Genomic DNA, 18,142 nt, shown 5'->3' with positions numbered 1-18,142 from the left:
TTCGCCTGTCGCTTTATGCACTGGCAACGAAGGAGAAGCTGTATGCAAGTCAACATCAGTGGACACCAGCTGGAAGTCACCAAACCCCTGCGTGAATACACCGAAAGCAAGCTGAACAAGCTTGCGGGGCATTTTGACAAGATCACCAACGTGCAGGTCATCATGGAGGTCGATAAGCTCAAGCAGAAAATCGAGGCCACCCTGCACGTACCGAATGCCAAGCTCGTCGCCAATGCGGAACATGAGGACATGTACGCGGCGATCGACTCGCTCTACGACAAGCTGGACCGCCAACTCATAAAGCATAAGGAAAAGAATCTGCACCTGATGCAAGGTACAGGTCGTTAACTCTCCCCCCATGATCCGACTTGAAACCATCCTGACCCCCGGCCGTTCCCTTGTGAACGTGCCGGGCGGCAGTAAAAAACGCGCCCTCGAACAAATTGCCAACCTGATCGGCCGTGAAGTGCCTGAACTGGAAACGCAAACTGTGTACGAGGCACTGATTGCTCGTGAAAAACTTGGCTCGACCGGTTTTGGTAACGGCATCGCTATTCCCCACTGCCGCCTCAAAGGCTGCGAGACGCCTGTCAGCGCCCTGCTGCACTTGGACCATCCCATCGATTTCGACGCTATCGATGGCGCCCCGGTCGACCTGCTGTTTGTTTTGCTGGTCCCGGAAGCTGCCACCGATGCACACCTGGAACTGCTTCGGCAGATCGCCAGCATGCTCGACCGCAAGGAAGTACGCGACAAACTGCGCAGTGCCAGCAGTAATGAGGCGCTGTATCAGGTTGTCGTGGACGAACAGAACGGGCAGTAATCATGCGCTTGATCATCGTCAGCGGCCGTTCCGGCTCAGGTAAAAGCACCGCCCTCAATGTCCTTGAGGACAGCGGTTTCTACTGCATCGACAATTTGCCCGCCGGCCTGCTGCCGGAATTGGCGGAACGCGCGCTGATCCATACTGAACTGGCGCAACCCCTGGTCGCCGTTTCGATAGATGCCCGCAACCTGCCCAGCCATCTTGAGCGATTTCCACAATTGCTCGAGGAAGTGCGGGCCAAGCACATTCATTGCGATGTGCTGTACCTGGATGCCGACGAAGAGACGCTGCTCAAGCGTTTCTCCGAAACACGCCGACGCCACCCCCTCAGCAGCCCTCACCGCTCCTTGGCCGAAGCCATCGAGGACGAAACCAAGCTGCTGGGACCGATCATTGACCTCGCCGACCTCAAGATCAACACCACCAGCCTTAACCTCTACCAGCTGCGCGATGCCATCAAGCTGCGCCTGTTGAACCAGCCGGAGCCAGGCACGGCGTTTCTCGTGGAGTCGTTTGGTTTCAAGCGCGGAATGCCGGTAGATGCAGACTTGGTGTTTGATGTGCGCTGCCTGCCGAACCCCTATTGGAAGCCGGAACTGCGCGAACAATCCGGGCTGGATCAACCTGTTGCCGACTACCTGGCTGCGCAACCGGATGTTGAGGAGATGTTCCAGGACATTTCCAGCTACTTGCTCAAATGGTTGCCACGCTTTGCCGCAAGCAATCGGGCCTATGTCACCATTGCCATTGGCTGCACCGGCGGCCACCACCGCTCCGTCTACCTGACCGAACGCTTGGGCCAGGTGCTGCAACAAACCCTCAAGAACGTCCAGGTCCGCCACCGCGACCTTAGCTGAAAGGAACACCCCCGCGATGCCCGCTCTGGAAATTGAAATCATCAACAAGCTGGGCCTTCACGCCCGCGCTTCGGCCAAATTCGTGGGTGTGGCTGGGCAGTTTCCCTGCCAGATTCGGGCCGGGCGCACGCCGGAATCCATGGTCGATGGCAAAAGCATCATGGCAATGATGATGTTGGCGGCCGGCAAAGGCACCAAGATTCACTTGAAGACAGAAGGCGAGCAAGAGCAGGAAGCGATGGACGCACTGGTTGCGCTAATCAACAACTACTTTGATGAAGGCGAATAACCCTTCGTAGCAGCCCGGCTTGCCGGCAATGACGTCATTGCGTTCGATGTAAGACTGGAGCCAATCACCGGCAAGCAGGCGCCTACAGAAAAGCGTGTTTATCCTAAAGCCGTGTCCATCACCATCATCAAGCAAAAACCGGTGCACAATCCCAAACTGGCGAGTTTTTCGTGACCATTGCGTCGCGATTCAGGGATGACTTCGTGAGTCACCACCAATAGCATCGCGCCAGCAGCCAAGGCCAGGCCCAAAGGCAACAGCACCTCAGCCAGGCTCACCAACCAGGCGCAGAGCACAGCAAACACCGGCTCCACCAAGCCTGACGCAGCACCGATCATAAACGCCTTGACCCGCGACATCCCTGCCCCGGCCAACACCAGCGCGATCACAAGGCCTTCAGGCACATCCTGCAAAGCAATGCCCATGGCCAGGCTATCGGCCTCTGGCATGCCGCCTCCGGCAGAAACGCCGACCGCCATGCCTTCGGGGATGTTGTGAGCGATGATGGCAAACACGAACAGCCAGATGCGCGGCGGGATCACCGGCTTATCCGGCGTGCCGACGAGCATTTCCGGGCTTGCGCCGGAAACCTTGCGGTCAACCAGGTATAGCCCGAACGCCCCAAGCATAATGCCGAAGCTGATCAAGCCACTGGCGCCCCAGGGCGACAATCCCAGGCTTTCAGCCGCGGCAATGCCTGGCACGATCAGCGAAAACGCCGTCGCCGCCAGCATCACCCCTGCCCCAAAGCCCAGCAGTGTATCGCTCAATGCCACCGGCATCCGCCGAATGACCAAGACTGGGACCGCACCGAGCGCCGTGCCGAGCGCGCAGATGGACCCGCCCTGCAGGGCACGCAGAATTCGCGGTTCCAGGTCAAGCCAGGCCAGCCCGTGGGCCACCAGCAATGCAGTACCTGCCAATAGCAGCAGCGAGCCAAGTGCATAACGAAACATCCGCCCGCTGCTGATCGCCAGTGTGTCAGTGCCCATAGTCGGCCTTAGATCTTGTTATAGAGGTGGATATCAGGCCACAGCGGCCTGATAGCGTGCGGCGACTTCAGGCCAGTTAATGACACTGTAGAACGCATTGATGTATTCCGGGCGACGGTTCTGATAAAGCAGGTAGTAGGCGTGCTCCCAGACGTCGAGGCCGAGGATCGGCGTATTACCGCTCATCAGGGGGCTGTCCTGATTGCCGCTGCTTTCCACCACCAGGGTCTTTTGCGGGGTGACGCTCAGCCAGGCCCATCCACTACCGAAGCGCGTCAACGCGGCTTTGGTGAAAGCATCCTTGAAGCTGTCGAAACCGCCCAATTGTTCCTCGATCGCCTTGCCCAGTGCGCCCTCGGGCTTACCGCCACCTTTGGGCGACATCACGGCCCAGAACAGCGAGTGGTTGGCGTGGCCGCCGCCTTGGTTAATCACGGCTGCACGAAGTTTTTCCGGCAACTGCTGCACGCTGGATACCAGTTTTTCCACCGGCCAGCCCGCAAACTCAGTGCCCTCAACAGCGGCATTAAGGTTGTTGATATAGGTTTGGTGGTGCTTGGTGTAATGGATCTCCATGGTTTGCGCATCGATATGCGGTTCCAAGGCGTCATAGGCGTAAGGCAAGGCAGGCAAGGTGTAGGTCATATCAATGTGCTCCGTAATGAGGAGTGGTCGGCTGCGCCGCAGTACCGCCCAGCAAGCGATGGGTACGCGGGTACTCGCCGTGATCGCTGATGAAATTCAGTAGCTCGACGTAGGTTTTGCTGCTCTGGCGCAAGGCCGCTTCCCGCAATTGCGGGCTCAGCCGCGAGTCCTGCAGGGTCTGTAAAAGACGCTGGTGAATAGCGCAAAGGTATTCCGCGCTTTCTTCCGGCTGGTTCAGGCGCAGGTGCAAGTCCGCCAGGTTATGATGAGAAATGACGCACGCCGCCACTGCTTCGTCGGCATCCGCCCAGCGCTCGAACAGCACCTGAGCCAGGGCCAGGGCTTGCAAATAGGCCTCGCGAGCGTCAACCAACTCGCCCGCCATAAAGCAGCGATTGGCCCGTTCGATCGTGCGTTTCCAGTGCTCCATGGTGAGCCTCCAAAGCAGGGTCGGTGATTACACGCCGCCGGCCGTCAGCTTTTCCGGATCCAGCAGGACTTCCAGCTGGCTGCGCGGCAGGTCGGTGTGCTCGAGGGCGACATCAATCACCGGACGGCCTTGCTGATACGCCTTCTTGGCAATTTCAGCGGCCTTTTGGTAACCGATAATCGGGTTGAGTGCGGTCACCAAAATCGGGTTGCGCGACAGCGCTTCCTTGAGCTTGGCTTCATTGACCTTGAAGCTGGCGATGGCCTTGTCCGCCAGCAGGCGGCTGGAGTTGGCCAGCAACTCAAGGCTGCTGAGCAGGTTCTGGGCGATGATTGGCAGCATCACATTCAACTCAAAGTTGCCCGATTGACCGGCGATAGTGATCACGGTGTCATTGCCGATGACCTGCGCGGCGACCATGGCCGTCGCTTCCGGGATCACCGGGTTGACCTTGCCAGGCATGATCGAAGAGCCAGGCTGCAGGCCTTCCAGTTCTATTTCACCAAGGCCTGCGAGCGGGCCGGAGTTCATCCAGCGCAGGTCGTTGGCGATTTTCATCAACGACACGGCGGTGGTTTTCAACTGGCCGGAAACGGCGACGGCGGTGTCCTGGGAGCCGATCAGCGCGAACAGGTTTTTGCCTGGGGTGAATTTGACACCGGTCAGGCTGCTCAACTGCTGGCTGAATCGCGCAGCGAATTCCGGGTGTGCGTTGATCCCGGTGCCAACCGCTGTGCCACCCTGGGCCAGCGCTTGCAGACTTGGCAGAAGGTCCTGCAAATGCGCGATATTGGCCTTGAGTTGCTGCGCCCAGCCATTGAGCACCTGGCTCATGCGTACCGGCATGGCATCCATCAAGTGAGTGCGGCCGGTCTTGATGAACGGGTGAACCTCTTCGGCCTTCTGCTCGATGACTTGAACGAGGTGCAACAGGGCCGGCAGTGTTTGCTCATGCAAAACCAGCGCGGCGCTGACATGGATAGTGGTCGGGATGATGTCGTTGCTGCTCTGGCCGCAGTTCACGTGGTCGTTAGGATTGACCGCCTCGCCCAGCAAACGGCTGGCGAGGGTGGCAATCACCTCGTTGGCATTCATGTTGGAACTGGTGCCGGAACCGGTCTGGAAGATATCCACCGGGAAGTGCGGCATGAAATCGCCTTCCAGCAGGCCTTGGGCGGCATCGACAATAGCCTTGCCCTGCCCCGCGCTGATTTGTTCGAGGTCGACGTTAACCTTGGCCGCCGCAACCTTGGCCAAGATCAGGGCGCGAATGAATTGCGCCGGCATGCGTTGATGGCTGATCGGGAAGTTGTTCACCGCACGCTGGGTTTGAGCGCCATACAAGGCTTCGGCAGGCACTTGCAGCTCGCCCATGCTGTCGCGTTCGATACGGGTGTTACTCATCGTTAGATCCTTGCACGAGGTCGGAGTGAGAAATAGACGGCAGCAATTCGCAGGTCGCCAATTGCCAGGCAAAGGTCTGCCAGCGCTTGAGACGGCAGGGACATTGAGAAAGCTGTTCCAGGTCACGCAGTGGACGCCAAGCCTGGTCCAGGCATACGGAACGCCAGTGCCACGGCAGCGCTATATCGCTGGCGGTGTCGAGCAGTAAACGCAATGAGGTCTCAGCGATCGTCCACGGATGGGTCGCGGTGCAGCACGCCAGGTATCGACCTTCGTTGAGGTAATGCTCGATCAGGCGAGGCTCATTTGGATCGAGTGCGCAGCGGATTTGACGACTCATCCAGCGCCAGCTTTCCAGATAAGGATCCTCATGCAGGACAGAACTCATGATCTACACTCGCTCGATAATGATATTCATTATTAAATGATATTAAGAATCAAAACAAGAGCACCAAAGGATTCGTCCCACGTCGTAGTTACAAAAAAAGGCGCGCCATCCGTGGGATGGCGCGCCTTTTTCAGGGAGCGTTGAAGGGTTAGCTGCCGGCGACGGTCATCCGCTCGATCAGCACAGAACCTGTGCGAATGTTGCTGCGCAGTTCCAAGTCATTACCCACGGCAACGATCTGCTTGAACATATCGCGCATGTTGCCAGCGATAGTCACTTCCTGAACGGCAAACTGAATCTCGCCGTTTTCTACCCAGAACCCCGCCGCGCCACGGGAGTAATCACCGGTGACCATGTTCAAGCCATGGCCCATCAATTCGGTGACTAGCAAGCCACGGCCCATGCGCCGCAGCAACGCCGCCTGGTCTTCATTGCCATGGGTGACAAACAGGTTATGCACGCCACCGGAGTTCGCCGTGCTTGGCAGGCCGAGTTTGCGACCGGAGTACGTGCCCAATATGTAGGAGACCAATTCACCTTTCTCGACGAATGGCTTGGCATAAGTCGCCAGGCCATCACCATCGAACGACGTGCTGCCCATGGCACGCATCAGGTGCGGGCGTTCATCGATGGTCAGCCACTCGGGAAACAGTTTCTGGCCAATCGCACCTTCCAGGAACGAGGACTTACGGTACAAGTTGCCACCGGAAATCGCCCCCAGGAAGCTGCCGAACAACCCACCGGCAAGTTCTGCCGAAAACAGCACAGGCACTTCGCACGTCGGCACCGGGCGCGCGCCCAGGCGGCTCGCGGCACGCTGCGCAGCACGCTGGCCAATGCTCACCGGGTCCGCCAGCAAGTCGCCCTGGCGATTCACGTCGTACCAGTAATCGCGCTGCATCTGCCCATTGGCTTCGGCAATCATCACGCAGCTCAGGCTATGACGAGTGGACGCATAACCGCCGATAAAACCATGACTGTTGCCATACACGCGGCAGCCCTGATGCGTACTCAACGTGGTGCCATCAGCATTCTTGATGCGCGCATCGGCGTCGAACGCCGCCGCTTCACAGATCAATGCCTGTTCGATGGCTTGCTCGGGCGTGATGTCCCAGGCGTGGAACAGATCGAAATCCTTAAGGTCCTTGGCCATCAGCGCCTTATCGGCCAAACCCGAGCTTTCATCCTCCGAGGTGTGCTTGGCAATCGCCAACGCCGCCGCCACCGTTTCGCGAATCGCTTCCGAGCCACTGGCCGACGTACTGGCCGAGCCTTTGCGCTGCCCGACATACAAGGTGATGCCAAACCCTTGGTCGCGATTGAACTCAACGGTTTCCACTTCACGCTGGCGTACCGACGTCGACAGCCCCTGCTCCAGCGACACCGCCACCTCACAGGCACTGGCCCCCTGGCGCTTGGCCTCGGCAAGGATCTGCTCGACTTGTTCCTGCAGTGCCGGTAACGCTTGCGGACCGACGCTTTGGGCTGCACTCATGGTTTTCTCCACTCAAATTCTGCTTTCGGTTAAGGCCATCGAGCGACCGGGCCGGACAAGCGGCCCCCGACTGGTTATCATGGCAGCGTTTCTTTGCGGACTGCCACCATGGTTGATTCTTACGACGACTCCCTCGATGGGGAGAAAAGCAAAACCCAGGTCAAACGCGAGCTGCATGCTCTGGTTGACCTTGGCGAGCGCCTTACAACGCTCAAGAAAGATTTGATTGCAAAACTGCCTTTGACCGACGAAATGCGCCGGGCCTTGGCCGATGCGCCCAAGCACACCGCGAATATCGCGCGTAAACGGCACATCATGTTTATCGGCAAACTCATGCGCGATCAGGACACTGACGCCATTCTGGCTTTGCTTGATCAAACCGATGCCTCCACTCGCCAGTACAACGAACGCTTCCATAACCTGGAGCGTTGGCGTGACCGCTTGATCGCGGGCGATGACGCCGTGCTGGAGAAATTCGTGCTGGACTACCCGGACGCGGACCGCCAGCAACTGCGCTCCCTGATCCGTCAGGCCCAGCACGAGCAGGCGCATAACAAAGCGCCGGCCACCAGCCGTAAAATCTTCAAGTACATCCGAGAGCTGGACGAGACTCAACGCGGCCTGCGCTGATCCTCTTCACCGGGTGGCGGTTTTCGCCACCCGAAGCTCCACCTTTCTTACGAGCCCGTGCCACCCACGGTGATCGCATCAATTTTCAGCGTTGGCTGCCCGACACCCACCGGCACCGACTGCCCGTCCTTCCCGCACGTGCCCACGCCGCTGTCGAGCGACAGGTCGTTACCGACCATCGACACCTTGCTCATGGCTTCCGGACCGTTACCAATCAACGTTGCTCCTTTGACCGGCGCAGTAATCTTGCCGTCTTCGATCAGGTACGCCTCGCTGGTGGAGAACACGAACTTGCCGCTGGTGATGTCCACTTGGCCGCCACCGAGGTTGGCGCAGTAGATGCCGCGCTTCACCGAAGCGATGATTTCCGCCGGGTCGCTTTCGCCACCGAGCATGTAGGTATTGGTCATGCGTGGCATCGGCAAGTGCGCATAGGATTCGCGACGGCCGTTACCGGTGCGCGCCACGCCCATCAAGCGGGCGTTGAGCTTGTCTTGCATGTAGCCCTTGAGCACGCCGTTTTCGATCAGGGTGGTGCACTCGGTAGGCGTACCTTCGTCATCGACGCTCAGCGAGCCACGACGCCCGGTCAGGGTGCCGTCATCGACGATGGTGCAGAGCTTGGACGCGACCATCTCGCCCATACGACCGCTGTAGGCTGAACTGCCCTTGCGGTTGAAGTCACCTTCCAGGCCATGGCCGACCGCTTCGTGCAGCAGTACGCCGGACCAGCCCGATCCCAGCACCACAGGCAAGGTACCCGCCGGCGCCGGAATGGCTTCCAGGTTGACCAGCGCCTGGCGCAGGGCCTCACGGGCATAGCCCATGGCACGGTCGTCGGTGAGGAAGTAGCGGTAGTCGGTACGCCCGCCGCCACCATGGCCACCGCGCTCGCGGCGACCATTCTGTTCGACGATTACACTGACATTGAAGCGCACCAGCGGCCGTACATCCGCCGCCAGGCCGCCGTCGGTGGACGCCACCAGAATGCGCTCCCACACACCGGCCATGCTCACGGTGACCTGCTGGATACGCGGGTCGAGGGCGCGGGTGGCCACGTCGATACGCTTGAGCAGCTCGACCTTTTCCGCACGACTGATGACTTCCAACGGGTTATCCGGTGCGTACAACTGCGCCACATCTTGAGTACTGAACGCCTGAACCGTGCCATTTTGGCCGGCGCGGGAGATTGAGCGCGCAGCACGCGCCGCGAGGCCCAAGGCTTCCAGGGTGATCGCGTTGCTGTAGGCAAAGCCGGTTTTTTCACCGGATTGCGCACGCACGCCGACACCCTGGTCCAGATTGAAACTGCCTTCCTTGACGATCCCGTCTTCCAGGGACCAGGACTCGGAGATCTGGCCCTGGAAATACAGGTCAGCCGCATCAATGCCCGGTCCGGCCAGATCGCCGAGCACGGTTTGCAAGCTTTCGATGGTCACGCCACCGGGTGCCAGGAGGTGTTCACTGACTGAGGACAACAACTCGCTCATAGGTATGACCTTAAATTCATCGTTCCGAAGCAGGCCGCTGTGCGCCCTGCGAGAAAAAGCGCCGATGGTTGACCACCGGCATGCGCGCCCGTATCGACGCCTGTTCACTGCTATCGCGCTCGGCCAGCAACACCGCTTCGCCTGTATCCTGTTGTGTCAGCACGCGCCCCCAGGGGTCGACAATGGCTGCGTGGCCATGGGTTTCCCGGGGGCCCGGGTGTACACCACCTTGCGCCGCCGCCAGCAGGTAGCACTGGGTCTCGATGGCCCGTGCGCGAATCAGCACGTCCCAATGAGCGGCGCCGGTCACTGCCGTAAACGCCGAAGGCGCCGTAATCAATTCAGCCCCCGCCGCGCGCAACTCGCTGTAGAGCTCGGGGAAGCGCAAGTCGTAACACACCGTCAAGCCCAAACGGCCGACGGGCGTATCTGCCACCACCACATTACCCCCGAAAGCATAGTCGTCGGATTCACGGTAACGACCGCGAGCATCAGCGACATCCACATCGAAAAGGTGCAGCTTGTCGTAACGAGCCACGATTTCGCCGCGATCATCAACCAGCAGCGAGCAGGCGTTGGACTTGGCGTGCGGTTGGTCCTCTGGCGGCAACGGCAACGTGCCGGCCACTATCCATAAGGTGAGGTCGCGGGCGGTCTGTTTCAACCACGGCAGGATCGGACCTTCGCCCAGCGCCTCGGCGCGGCCGATATCAGCCACATCGCGACGCCCCATGGCAGCGAAGTTTTCCGGCAGCACCGCCAACTTCGCCCCACCCGCAGCCGCCCGCTCCAGCAAGCGCCGGGCCTGGGCCAGGTTAGCCAGCACATCGCTCTGGCTGACCATTTGAATTACCGCAAAGGACATGGGCCGACACTCCATAAAAGGCATGCGGCCATGCTACTCCACAGGCCCTCAGTTTGGTTTTTCAAATGGCTTGTCGAAGGTGATTTTCGGGTCCTTCCACGGCCCTTCGACCTTGTATTGCACGCTCGCGAAGCGTGCAACACGATCACCAATCAGCTTGTCGATCAGGAACAGCGCGCCACCAATGGCGGGCGCCCCCACGATCAGCGCTGCGATCGGAAGGTTGTTGGTAACCGGCAGGGTGACCAGCAGCTTGGCGTCGACACGGTCTGCTACCAGGTCCAGGGTGCCGTTGAGCTCCAGGTTGGTAGAAGGCCCGGTCATGGTGATCGGTTCACGGGTTACAAATACACCGCTACTCGCCGCCAACAAGCCTTTGACTCGGTCATAGCTCAAGCCCTTGCCGAGCAAGTCCGAGAAGTCCAGACGCAACCGGCGCCCGATGGAGTTGAAGTTCAGCAGGCCAAATACCCGCAGGGCCTGGGCGCCACCCTCCACTTCCACGAACTGGCCGTTGCGGAACGCGGCATCCAAGCTGCCGGAGAAGCGCTTAGGCCCGACATAGGCTGGCGAACCAGGCCAGCGACCATCCACATCCAAGTGGAAATCCTGGCTGGTGACGGTGGGGGCATAGCCCCAGCCCTTGAGCACATCGGCGATATTCTTACCGTCCAAACGGCCCTTGTACCAACTGCTGCTGTCGCCCGCCGCACCTTCCCAACCACCGGCGCCCTTGAGCTGCATGCCCTTGAGGCCCAGGTCCAGGTTATTGAAGACCAGGCCTTTGGCGGTCGGGCGGATTTTCAGCGACCAGGCGCCCACCAGCTCCGGGCCCTGGAACAGCTGATCAATGGCGATATCCAGCGCCGGAATATCCTTGGGATCGATACTTGCCAAAGGGTCCGGCGCGTTTTCGTCCGCCTGCACCGTCGGATCCACCGCCGGCAGTTTCACATATTGCAGGTTGATCGCAATCGGCGCGCCCTTGGCGTCAGGCAGGTCGACTGTGCCCTTGGCCTGCTGGCTGTCGAGCTGCAAGCCCCAGGCCGCCTGTTTGCGGTTGAGTTGCAGGTTGACCTGATCGAACTGGGTGCCCAGACCGGTGAGTTTGCCGATTTTGAAGTCGGCACTGCTCAGCAGTTGCTTGGCACTCCCCCCCGGGTCATTGCCGGCGTACTGGTTCACCAGCTTTTTCCACGGATCGATGTCCAGCTCCGAGAGCACACCACGAATGCGCAAACCCTTGGCGCCCGGCAGCACGGCGTCCCCATCCCCGAGGAACAGTTCACCGCGGCCATCATTGAATCTGTCCGGCGGCGCAGCAAAGGTGAAGTTCGCCAGTTCGCCGTAATCGAACCAATAACGGCGCTCGGCGCCCTGCAAGGTCATGCGAAACACACTGTCACGCCCCTGGCTGGCTGGCATCCCGAACGGCGCGGGCAAATCCACCGCCACACCCTTGAGGTTGGAGCTGACCATCAGTTGGCTGTCGGCACCGTCCAGGGTCAATTGCAGTTGGTAGGGAATATCGCCAGACACCGGCAGCGGTTGGCTGACGTTCAACCAGTCCGTCAGCCGCTTGACCGTCACCTGACCCTTGGCAGCCACGCGGGTGCTGATGCTGCCCGGCTTGCCATCGGCGAAAATCTGCGCGGTGATCGGCCGGTCAAACGCTTGGGCCGTGATGTTCTGGCCACTGAGGCCTTTGGTGCTGTCAAAACGGAAATCACCCTTGAGCTGGGTCAGGTCCAGGGTCGGCTCAGCCAGTTGCAAGCGCGACTTATCGGTTTTGAAGTCCACCACGATTTTTGGATCGGCACCCTTGGTCAACGGAATATCCAGGTCAAGGCTGCCTTGCAAGTCGCCCTCACCCTTCCATCCGGCGAACGTCGATGCGGTGCCAATCGGCGCTTCCTGGAGGATTTTCAGACCATCGCCCAAGCCGCCGGCAAAATTACCGGTGAGCAACAGGTGACTGTCCTTGCCGGCAGGTGCGTGAGGGATATTGACGTAGATGTCCTTGACCTTCGTGTCGAGCAACTGGCCTTTGCTGGCCAGGATGCGCACACCGCTTTCCTCGACAAACACTTCGCCATTGACCTTGCTCACATGCGGCCAGCCCGGTTGAAAGGCCAGTTCAGCGTCATGCACCTTGAAAAACAGGCTGATATTGCGCGAAGCCGGCAGCGCGTCGTGGTTCAGCGAACCCTGGTACTGGAAGAACCCTTGATCCACCGCGCCCTTGAGAATCGCCGTGCGCAGCCATTCATCCAGTGCGGGGCTCAATACCGCCGGCAAGTACTTGGGAGTGAAGCGCCCATCACCCTCGACCAAGCCGACGCGCAGGTCCATGTAGTCTTCCTGGCTGTGGTCAAAATGCAGGCGAATCAGAAAGTCAGCAGCCACCTTGCCCTCTTCGCCCAGCACCTTGATATACGGGGCGATCAGGGTGAAGCCTTCTTTGTCCAGCTTCCACGTCAGGCGCGCATTGGCCTGGATGTACTGCCACGGCTTGGCAAAGATCGGATCGAGGTGCAGGGAAAAATCCTTGCTGTCCATGCGCAACTCGCCCTGGCCCAAGTCGCCGCTGATGCTGCCGGAAACGTTACGCGCGGCCGGGGCGCCAGAGTAGGCATCAAAACCGACGCGATCGAGGTTGGCAGCGAAGCTGAGTTTTTGATCGGTAGTGTCTTGAGGGCGAAAATCCACCAGCACGTTACGCAACAGGCCAGTGGCCTTGAGGTGCTCTACAGTCTTGGCGAACCCTTCCGGCAGCGGTGCCAGGGCGTTGAGCAGTGGCGTGATTGGCGTCAGGTCAAGGCGGTCGGCCTGCAGCTTCCAGACTTCCTGAGCCTTGTCGGTGGCCAGGGTTTGTTGCAGTTGCACGCGCGACTCCCAGCGCGTTTCCCCCAGGTTCATCGCCAGTGAGTCGAACAGCACCTTGAGGCCCGTGTCACTGCGTTGCAGGTAGGCGGTGAGCGCAAGGTTTTCGATATGCACGGGCTTACGATCGGCGTAGCTGCCCTTGACCTGCGGCGAGTTCAGACGCACCACCGCACTCTGTACGGTACCTTTGGCCCAGTTCAGCCAGAATTCGCCACCGGCCTTGAACTGAGTGAGTTTCCACTGCTGGGTCAGCTTGGCAGGAATCCATTTGGCCCAGTCGCTTTGCGGCAGGCTCAGATAGGCCTGGACTTCAGCGTCTTTCCACTGGCTGGCACGAATACGCGTGCGCAGGCTCATGGCAAGGGGCTGGCCGTCCGGCAAGGTCAAGCGCGCGTCCAAGCGTTGGCGGGTGATGCCGGTATGCAAGCTGAGGCCGACATACGTCAGGGTCACTGGCGCATGGTCAAACGGTTGCAACGTCACCTGGCTGTCGAGCAGCGACACACGCTTGACCAACTGCATGCGCTTGAGCAACTGCTCCGGGTCCAGCGGCTGGTCGTCCTGCACCGGCAGACCTTGCAGGACCCATTTCCCGTCCTTGTCTTCCTTGGCACTGAGCTGCAGGCCACTGACTTGCAAATGCGCAATGCGCACTTCGCGGGCCATCACGCTTGCCCAGATGTCCGGTACCACTTCGACCTGGTCCAGGCGCAAGCCACTGTTGCCCTCGCCCACCATCACATCATGGGCCAGCAATACCGGCGCGAAGCCGCTCCAGCGGCCTTCCAGGCTGCCGATGTGCACAGGCATGACCACCGCAGCCTGGGCCTTGGCCTCGACTTCCGCACGGTACTCGGCCACCAGCGGCGTCAATTCACGCCCCAGACTCACATACACCGCCGCCAATACCAGCAGCAAGGCACAAAGGCCAAGGCCCCAACGGGTCAAAGCGGCAAAAAAGCGTATCAGACGCTCCATGTCAGGCGACCCTCAAGGCGGTAGTCGGACGGCAGATCAAGGTCTGCCAGTCTCATAAAAAGAAAACGATTGGGGATCAGAGCAGCACCACGTCGTATTGTTCCTGGGAATACATGGTTTCAACCTGGAAGCGTATCGTGCGCCCGATAAACCCTTCCAGTTCGGCAACGTTGCCGGACTCTTCGTCCAACAGCCGGTCCACCACTTTTTGGTTGGCCAGCACTCTATAACCTTCGGCCTGGTAAGCACGTGCCTCTCGTAGGATTTCGCGGAAAATCTCGTAGCAAACCGTTTCCGGGGTCTTCAATTTACCGCGTCCCTGGCAGCTGCTGCACGGCTCGCACAGCACCTGCTCAAGGCTTTCGCGGGTGCGCTTGCGGGTCATTTGCACCAGGCCCAACTCGGTAATGCCGATGATGTTGGTCTTGGCGTGATCGCGCTCCAGCTGCTTCTCGAGGGTACGCAGCACCTGGCGCTGGTGCTCTTCATCTTCCATGTCGATGAAATCGATGATGATGATCCCGCCCAGGTTTCGCAGACGCAGCTGGCGGGCAATCGCGGTGGCCGCTTCGAGGTTGGTCTTGAAAATGGTTTCTTCAAGGTTGCGATGACCAACAAATGCGCCGGTGTTGACGTCGATGGTGGTCATGGCTTCTGCCGGGTCCACCACCAGGTAGCCGCCGGATTTGAGCGGCACCTTGCGTTCCAGGGCTTTCTGGATTTCGTCTTCGACGCCATACAGGTCGAAGATCGGCCGTTCGCCGGGGTAGTGTTCCAGGCGGTCGGCAATTTCCGGCATCAATTCGGCAACGAATTGCGTGGTGCGCTGGAAAGTTTCCCGCGAGTCGATGCGAATTTTCTCAATCTTGGGGCTGACCAAGTCGCGCAACGTGCGCAGGGCCAGGCCCAAGTCTTCATAAATAACGCTGGGTGCACTGATGGTCTTGATCTGGGCATCGATCTGGTCCCACAGGCGCCGCAGGTAGCGGATGTCCATGAGGATCTCATCGGCACCAGCACCTTCAGCGGCGGTGCGCAGGATAAACCCACCGGCTTCCTTGATGCCCTCGGCCGCCACGCAGTCGCTGACCACCTTCTTCAGGCGCTCGCGCTCGGCTTCGTCCTCGATCTTCAGGGAAATGCCGACATGCGCGGTACGCGGCATGTACACCAGGTAACGCGACGGAATCGACAGCTGAGTGGTCAGGCGTGCGCCCTTGGAGCCGATGGGGTCCTTGGTGACTTGCACCACCAGGCTCTGCCCTTCATGCACCAGGGCGCTGATACTTTCGACCGCCGGGCCTTCGCGCAGGGAAATCTCGGAGGCATGGATAAACGCAGCTCGGTCCAGGCCAATATCGACAAATGCCGCCTGCATCCCCGGCAATACCCGCACTACCTTGCCTTTGTAGATATTGCCGACGATCCCGCGCTTCTGGGTGCGCTCCACGTGCACTTCTTGCAGAACACCGTTCTCTACCACCGCCACGCGCGATTCCATCGGCGTGATATTGATCAGAATCTCTTCACTCATGGCTGGGTCTCGTTCAGGCGTTTTCACAATAGTGACCGGTCGCTTAAGGCTGGGCGCGCCAATAACGGCGTTCAGCGCGCGGTAAGGTTTTGCCAACAGGGTATGCCGAATTGGTCGAGCAGTTGCGCGGTTTCGCACACCGGCAGCCCTACCACGGCGGAATAACTGCCATTGAGGCCGGCGACAAACACCGAACCCAACCCTTGGATAGCATAGCTGCCTGCTTTGTCCTGAGGTTCACCACTGTGCCAGTAGGTTGTAGCCTCCTCGACAGAAATCCCACGAAAAAGCACACGACTGCTGACACATCGGGTTTCGCAACGCTGGCCGTCGGTAAGGGATATGGCGGTGAGCACTTCGTGTTCACGCCCCGACAGGGCCATCAACATCGCCAAGGCATCGGCCTGGTCCACAGGTTTGCCGAGGATCTGGCCATCGACGATCACGGCAGTGTCGGCCCCCAGCACACAGGCGCCAGCAGGGTGTTCAAGCGCAGCAAAACCCGCCGCTGCCTTGCCCCGCGCTAAACGCTCGACGTAGGAAACAGCAGATTCGTTTGTGAGAGGGGTTTCATCAATGGCGGCGCTGACCACGGTGAAAGGCACACCGATCTGGGTCAGCAGTTCACGCCGCCTCGGTGAGCCCGAGGCCAGGTAAAGCGAATTCATTGCAGACTCTCCCTGTAGGGTTCGATAACCAGGCAGAGCCTCGCAATCCATTCAATTGATCTTATAGCGACGACGCAACCCACGCAGGCCAAAACTGATCCACGGCCACAGCAAGGCGCTGACCAGGGCCGGCAATACCAGCGCCAAGGTCGGCTGCCGGTTACCGGTCAAGGCGCTGAGCCACAGCTGAACAAGCTGCGCCAGGCCGAAAATCACCAGGATCACCAGGCACTGCTGCCACATCGGGAACATGCGCAGACGCTGCTGCAACGACAGCACCAGGAAAGTGATCAGGGTCAGGATCAATGCGTTCTGGCCCAGCAAGGTGCCATAGAGCACATCTTCCGCCAAGCCCAGGAACATGGCGGTGACCATGCCGACTTTATGCGGCAGGTTCAGCGACCAGAAAGCCAGCAGCAACGCCAGCCAGAGCGGGCGCAGGATTTCCATGAACTGTGGCAGCGGCGAAACGCTGAGCAGCAGGCCGATGGCGAAGGTCAGCCAGACGATCCAGCCGTTTTGCGAATGAGTACCGGCCATTATTCTTCCCTCTGCCGCGTGGTTGCCGGGGCGGTAGCTGCCGGGCGCGTGGCCGGGGCAGCAGCAGGCGGTTTAGTCGCGGGTGTTGCGGCGGCCGGCGTCGACGCGGGTGGTTTGGTCGCGGCCGGTTTGACCGGGTGCGCAGCAGGCTTGACTGAGGTAGCAACAGGCGCCGCCACTGCCGGGGCCACCGCAGGCGTAGCCGGAGCAGGCTTGGGCACGGTGGCCGGAATGATCGGCGCAGTGCCGTTCTTTTGGTCTTCCGCTTCCTGAGCCTGGGCGGCGTCGTTGGCGCGCTCTTCCGGGGTGCGATTGTCGCTGAACACCAGCAGCAGGTAGCGGCTGCGGTTCAAGGCGGCAGTCGGCACGGCACGCACAATGGCGAACGGCTGACCGGAATCGTGGATGACTTCCTTGACCGTCGCCACCGGATAACCCGCTGGGAACCGCTGACCCAGGCCGGAGCTGACCAACAGGTCGCCTTCCTTGATGTCGGCGGTATCGGCCACATGGCGCAGTTCCAGGCGCTCGGGGTTGCCGGTGCCGCTGGCAATCGCACGCAGGCCGTTGCGGTTGACCTGCACCGGAATGCTGTGGGTGGTGTCCGTCAGCAGCAATACCCGCGAGGTGTAGGGCATCAGCTCAACCACCTGGCCCATCAGGCCACGTGCATCAAGCACCGGCTGGCCGAGGACCACACCGTCGCGCTCACCCTTGTTGATGATGATGCGGTGGGTGAAGGGGTTGGGGTCCATGCCGATCAACTCGGCCACTTCGACCTTTTCGTTGACCAGCGCGGAGGAATTGAGCAACTCGCGCAGCCGAACGTTCTGCTCGGTGAGGGCCGCGAGCTTTTGCATGCGCCCCTGCAACAGCAGGTTTTCGGTCTTGAGTTTTTCATTTTCGGCAACCAGCTCAGTGCGGCTGCCAAATTGGCTGGCCACGCCCTGGTACAGACGTTGCGGCAGGTCGGTGATCCAGTAGGTCTGCATCAACACCAGCGACATTTGGCTGCGCACGGGCTTAAGCAGTGCAAAGCGAGCATCGACCACCATCAGCGCGACCGAAAGCACGACCAGCACCAACAGGCGCACGCCCAATGAGGGGCCTTTGGCGAAAAGCGGTTTAATAGGCCGCTCCTCCCAGGCAAATGTTCTCTTTATTCATACGGCATCTAACCGGCCTGGATGCAGATTGAAGAAGATAAACGCCAACAGGCAGCACT

At 60.0% G+C, this 18,142-nt stretch carries 18 protein-coding genes; 5 read left to right on the top strand and 13 right to left on the bottom strand.

Features of this window, described 5'->3' with window-relative positions; translation table 11 throughout:
* Nucleotides 1-42 precede the first annotated feature (42 nt).
* The 4 genes from hpf to AB4O35_RS10415 are packed head-to-tail and all read left to right on the top strand — an operon-like array spanning nt 43 to nt 1,972.
* Entirely contained in the window at nt 43-348 is a 306-nt protein-coding gene (hpf, locus tag AB4O35_RS10430) for a ribosome hibernation-promoting factor, HPF/YfiA family (RefSeq protein ID WP_003171804.1), read from the top strand.
* 10 nt (nt 349-358) lie between these two features.
* A complete protein-coding gene (ptsN, locus tag AB4O35_RS10425) occupies nt 359-823 on the top strand; it encodes a PTS IIA-like nitrogen regulatory protein PtsN (protein ID WP_065875091.1) in 465 nt (154 codons plus the stop codon).
* A gap of 2 nt (nt 824-825) precedes the next feature.
* Nucleotides 826-1,683 (top strand): RNase adapter RapZ, encoded by an 858-nt coding sequence (gene rapZ, locus AB4O35_RS10420; protein WP_049709982.1) that lies wholly within the window; start codon nt 826-828, stop codon nt 1,681-1,683.
* Nucleotides 1,684-1,699: 16 nt separating this feature from the next.
* Nucleotides 1,700-1,972, top strand: a complete 273-nt coding sequence (locus tag AB4O35_RS10415) for an HPr family phosphocarrier protein (protein ID WP_012722237.1) — start codon at nt 1,700-1,702, stop codon at nt 1,970-1,972.
* Nucleotides 1,973-2,070: 98 nt separating this feature from the next.
* On the opposite strand, the gene AB4O35_RS10410 is transcribed toward AB4O35_RS10415, so the two are convergent.
* From AB4O35_RS10410 to pmbA, 6 genes are all read right to left on the bottom strand, one after another.
* The gene (locus AB4O35_RS10410) at nt 2,071-2,964 is read right to left on the bottom strand and encodes a ZIP family metal transporter (RefSeq protein ID WP_065879609.1); all 894 of its coding nucleotides are present in this window, start codon (nt 2,962-2,964) and stop codon (nt 2,071-2,073) included.
* Nucleotides 2,965-2,997: 33 nt separating this feature from the next.
* Nucleotides 2,998-3,609: a superoxide dismutase gene (locus AB4O35_RS10405; RefSeq protein WP_065875093.1), complete on the bottom strand. Its 612-nt coding sequence runs from the start codon at nt 3,607-3,609 to the stop codon at nt 2,998-3,000.
* Nucleotide 3,610: 1 nt separating this feature from the next.
* On the bottom strand, nt 3,611-4,039 hold the full coding sequence (locus tag AB4O35_RS10400) for a hypothetical protein (protein WP_065875094.1): 429 nt from the start codon (nt 4,037-4,039) through the stop codon (nt 3,611-3,613).
* 27 nt (nt 4,040-4,066) lie between these two features.
* Nucleotides 4,067-5,443 (bottom strand): class II fumarate hydratase, encoded by a 1,377-nt coding sequence (locus tag AB4O35_RS10395; protein WP_065945267.1) that lies wholly within the window; start codon nt 5,441-5,443, stop codon nt 4,067-4,069.
* The gene (locus AB4O35_RS10390; protein WP_065875096.1) at nt 5,436-5,831 is read right to left on the bottom strand and encodes a FagA protein; all 396 of its coding nucleotides are present in this window, start codon (nt 5,829-5,831) and stop codon (nt 5,436-5,438) included. The genes AB4O35_RS10395 and AB4O35_RS10390 overlap by 8 nt, the downstream gene beginning before the upstream one ends.
* A gap of 148 nt (nt 5,832-5,979) precedes the next feature.
* The gene (gene pmbA / locus AB4O35_RS10385; protein WP_065879612.1) at nt 5,980-7,326 is read right to left on the bottom strand and encodes a metalloprotease PmbA; all 1,347 of its coding nucleotides are present in this window, start codon (nt 7,324-7,326) and stop codon (nt 5,980-5,982) included.
* A 108-nt stretch (nt 7,327-7,434) separates the two neighbouring features.
* On the opposite strand from pmbA, the gene yjgA reads away from it, so the two are divergent.
* Nucleotides 7,435-7,956: a ribosome biogenesis factor YjgA gene (gene yjgA / locus AB4O35_RS10380; protein WP_017738766.1), complete on the top strand. Its 522-nt coding sequence runs from the start codon at nt 7,435-7,437 to the stop codon at nt 7,954-7,956.
* 47 nt (nt 7,957-8,003) lie between these two features.
* On the opposite strand, the gene tldD is transcribed toward yjgA, so the two are convergent.
* From tldD to mreC, 7 genes are all read right to left on the bottom strand, one after another.
* Complete coding sequence (gene tldD, locus AB4O35_RS10375; protein WP_065875098.1) at nt 8,004-9,446, bottom strand: metalloprotease TldD; 1,443 nt, start codon at nt 9,444-9,446, stop codon at nt 8,004-8,006.
* Between the two features lie 16 nt (nt 9,447-9,462).
* Complete coding sequence (locus AB4O35_RS10370) at nt 9,463-10,311, bottom strand: carbon-nitrogen hydrolase family protein (protein ID WP_065875099.1); 849 nt, start codon at nt 10,309-10,311, stop codon at nt 9,463-9,465.
* A 48-nt stretch (nt 10,312-10,359) separates the two neighbouring features.
* On the bottom strand, nt 10,360-14,175 hold the full coding sequence (locus tag AB4O35_RS10365; RefSeq protein ID WP_065875100.1) for a YhdP family protein: 3,816 nt from the start codon (nt 14,173-14,175) through the stop codon (nt 10,360-10,362).
* Between the two features lie 76 nt (nt 14,176-14,251).
* Nucleotides 14,252-15,709 carry a ribonuclease G gene (rng, locus tag AB4O35_RS10360; protein ID WP_012722226.1) on the bottom strand — a complete coding sequence of 486 codons (1,458 nt, stop codon included), beginning with the start codon at nt 15,707-15,709 and terminating at the stop codon, nt 14,252-14,254.
* Nucleotides 15,710-15,780: 71 nt separating this feature from the next.
* The gene (locus AB4O35_RS10355; protein ID WP_065875101.1) at nt 15,781-16,377 is read right to left on the bottom strand and encodes a Maf family protein; all 597 of its coding nucleotides are present in this window, start codon (nt 16,375-16,377) and stop codon (nt 15,781-15,783) included.
* A 51-nt stretch (nt 16,378-16,428) separates the two neighbouring features.
* Nucleotides 16,429-16,917 (bottom strand): rod shape-determining protein MreD, encoded by a 489-nt coding sequence (gene mreD / locus AB4O35_RS10350; RefSeq protein ID WP_049709993.1) that lies wholly within the window; start codon nt 16,915-16,917, stop codon nt 16,429-16,431.
* Entirely contained in the window at nt 16,917-18,047 is a 1,131-nt protein-coding gene (gene mreC / locus AB4O35_RS10345; protein ID WP_083213962.1) for a rod shape-determining protein MreC, read from the bottom strand. The genes mreD and mreC overlap by 1 nt, the downstream gene beginning before the upstream one ends.
* Nucleotides 18,048-18,142 lie beyond the last annotated feature (95 nt).

It is taken from the genome of Pseudomonas sp. H1_A03, assembly GCF_054685145.1.
This window is presented reverse-complemented; position numbering and strand designations above follow the sequence as displayed.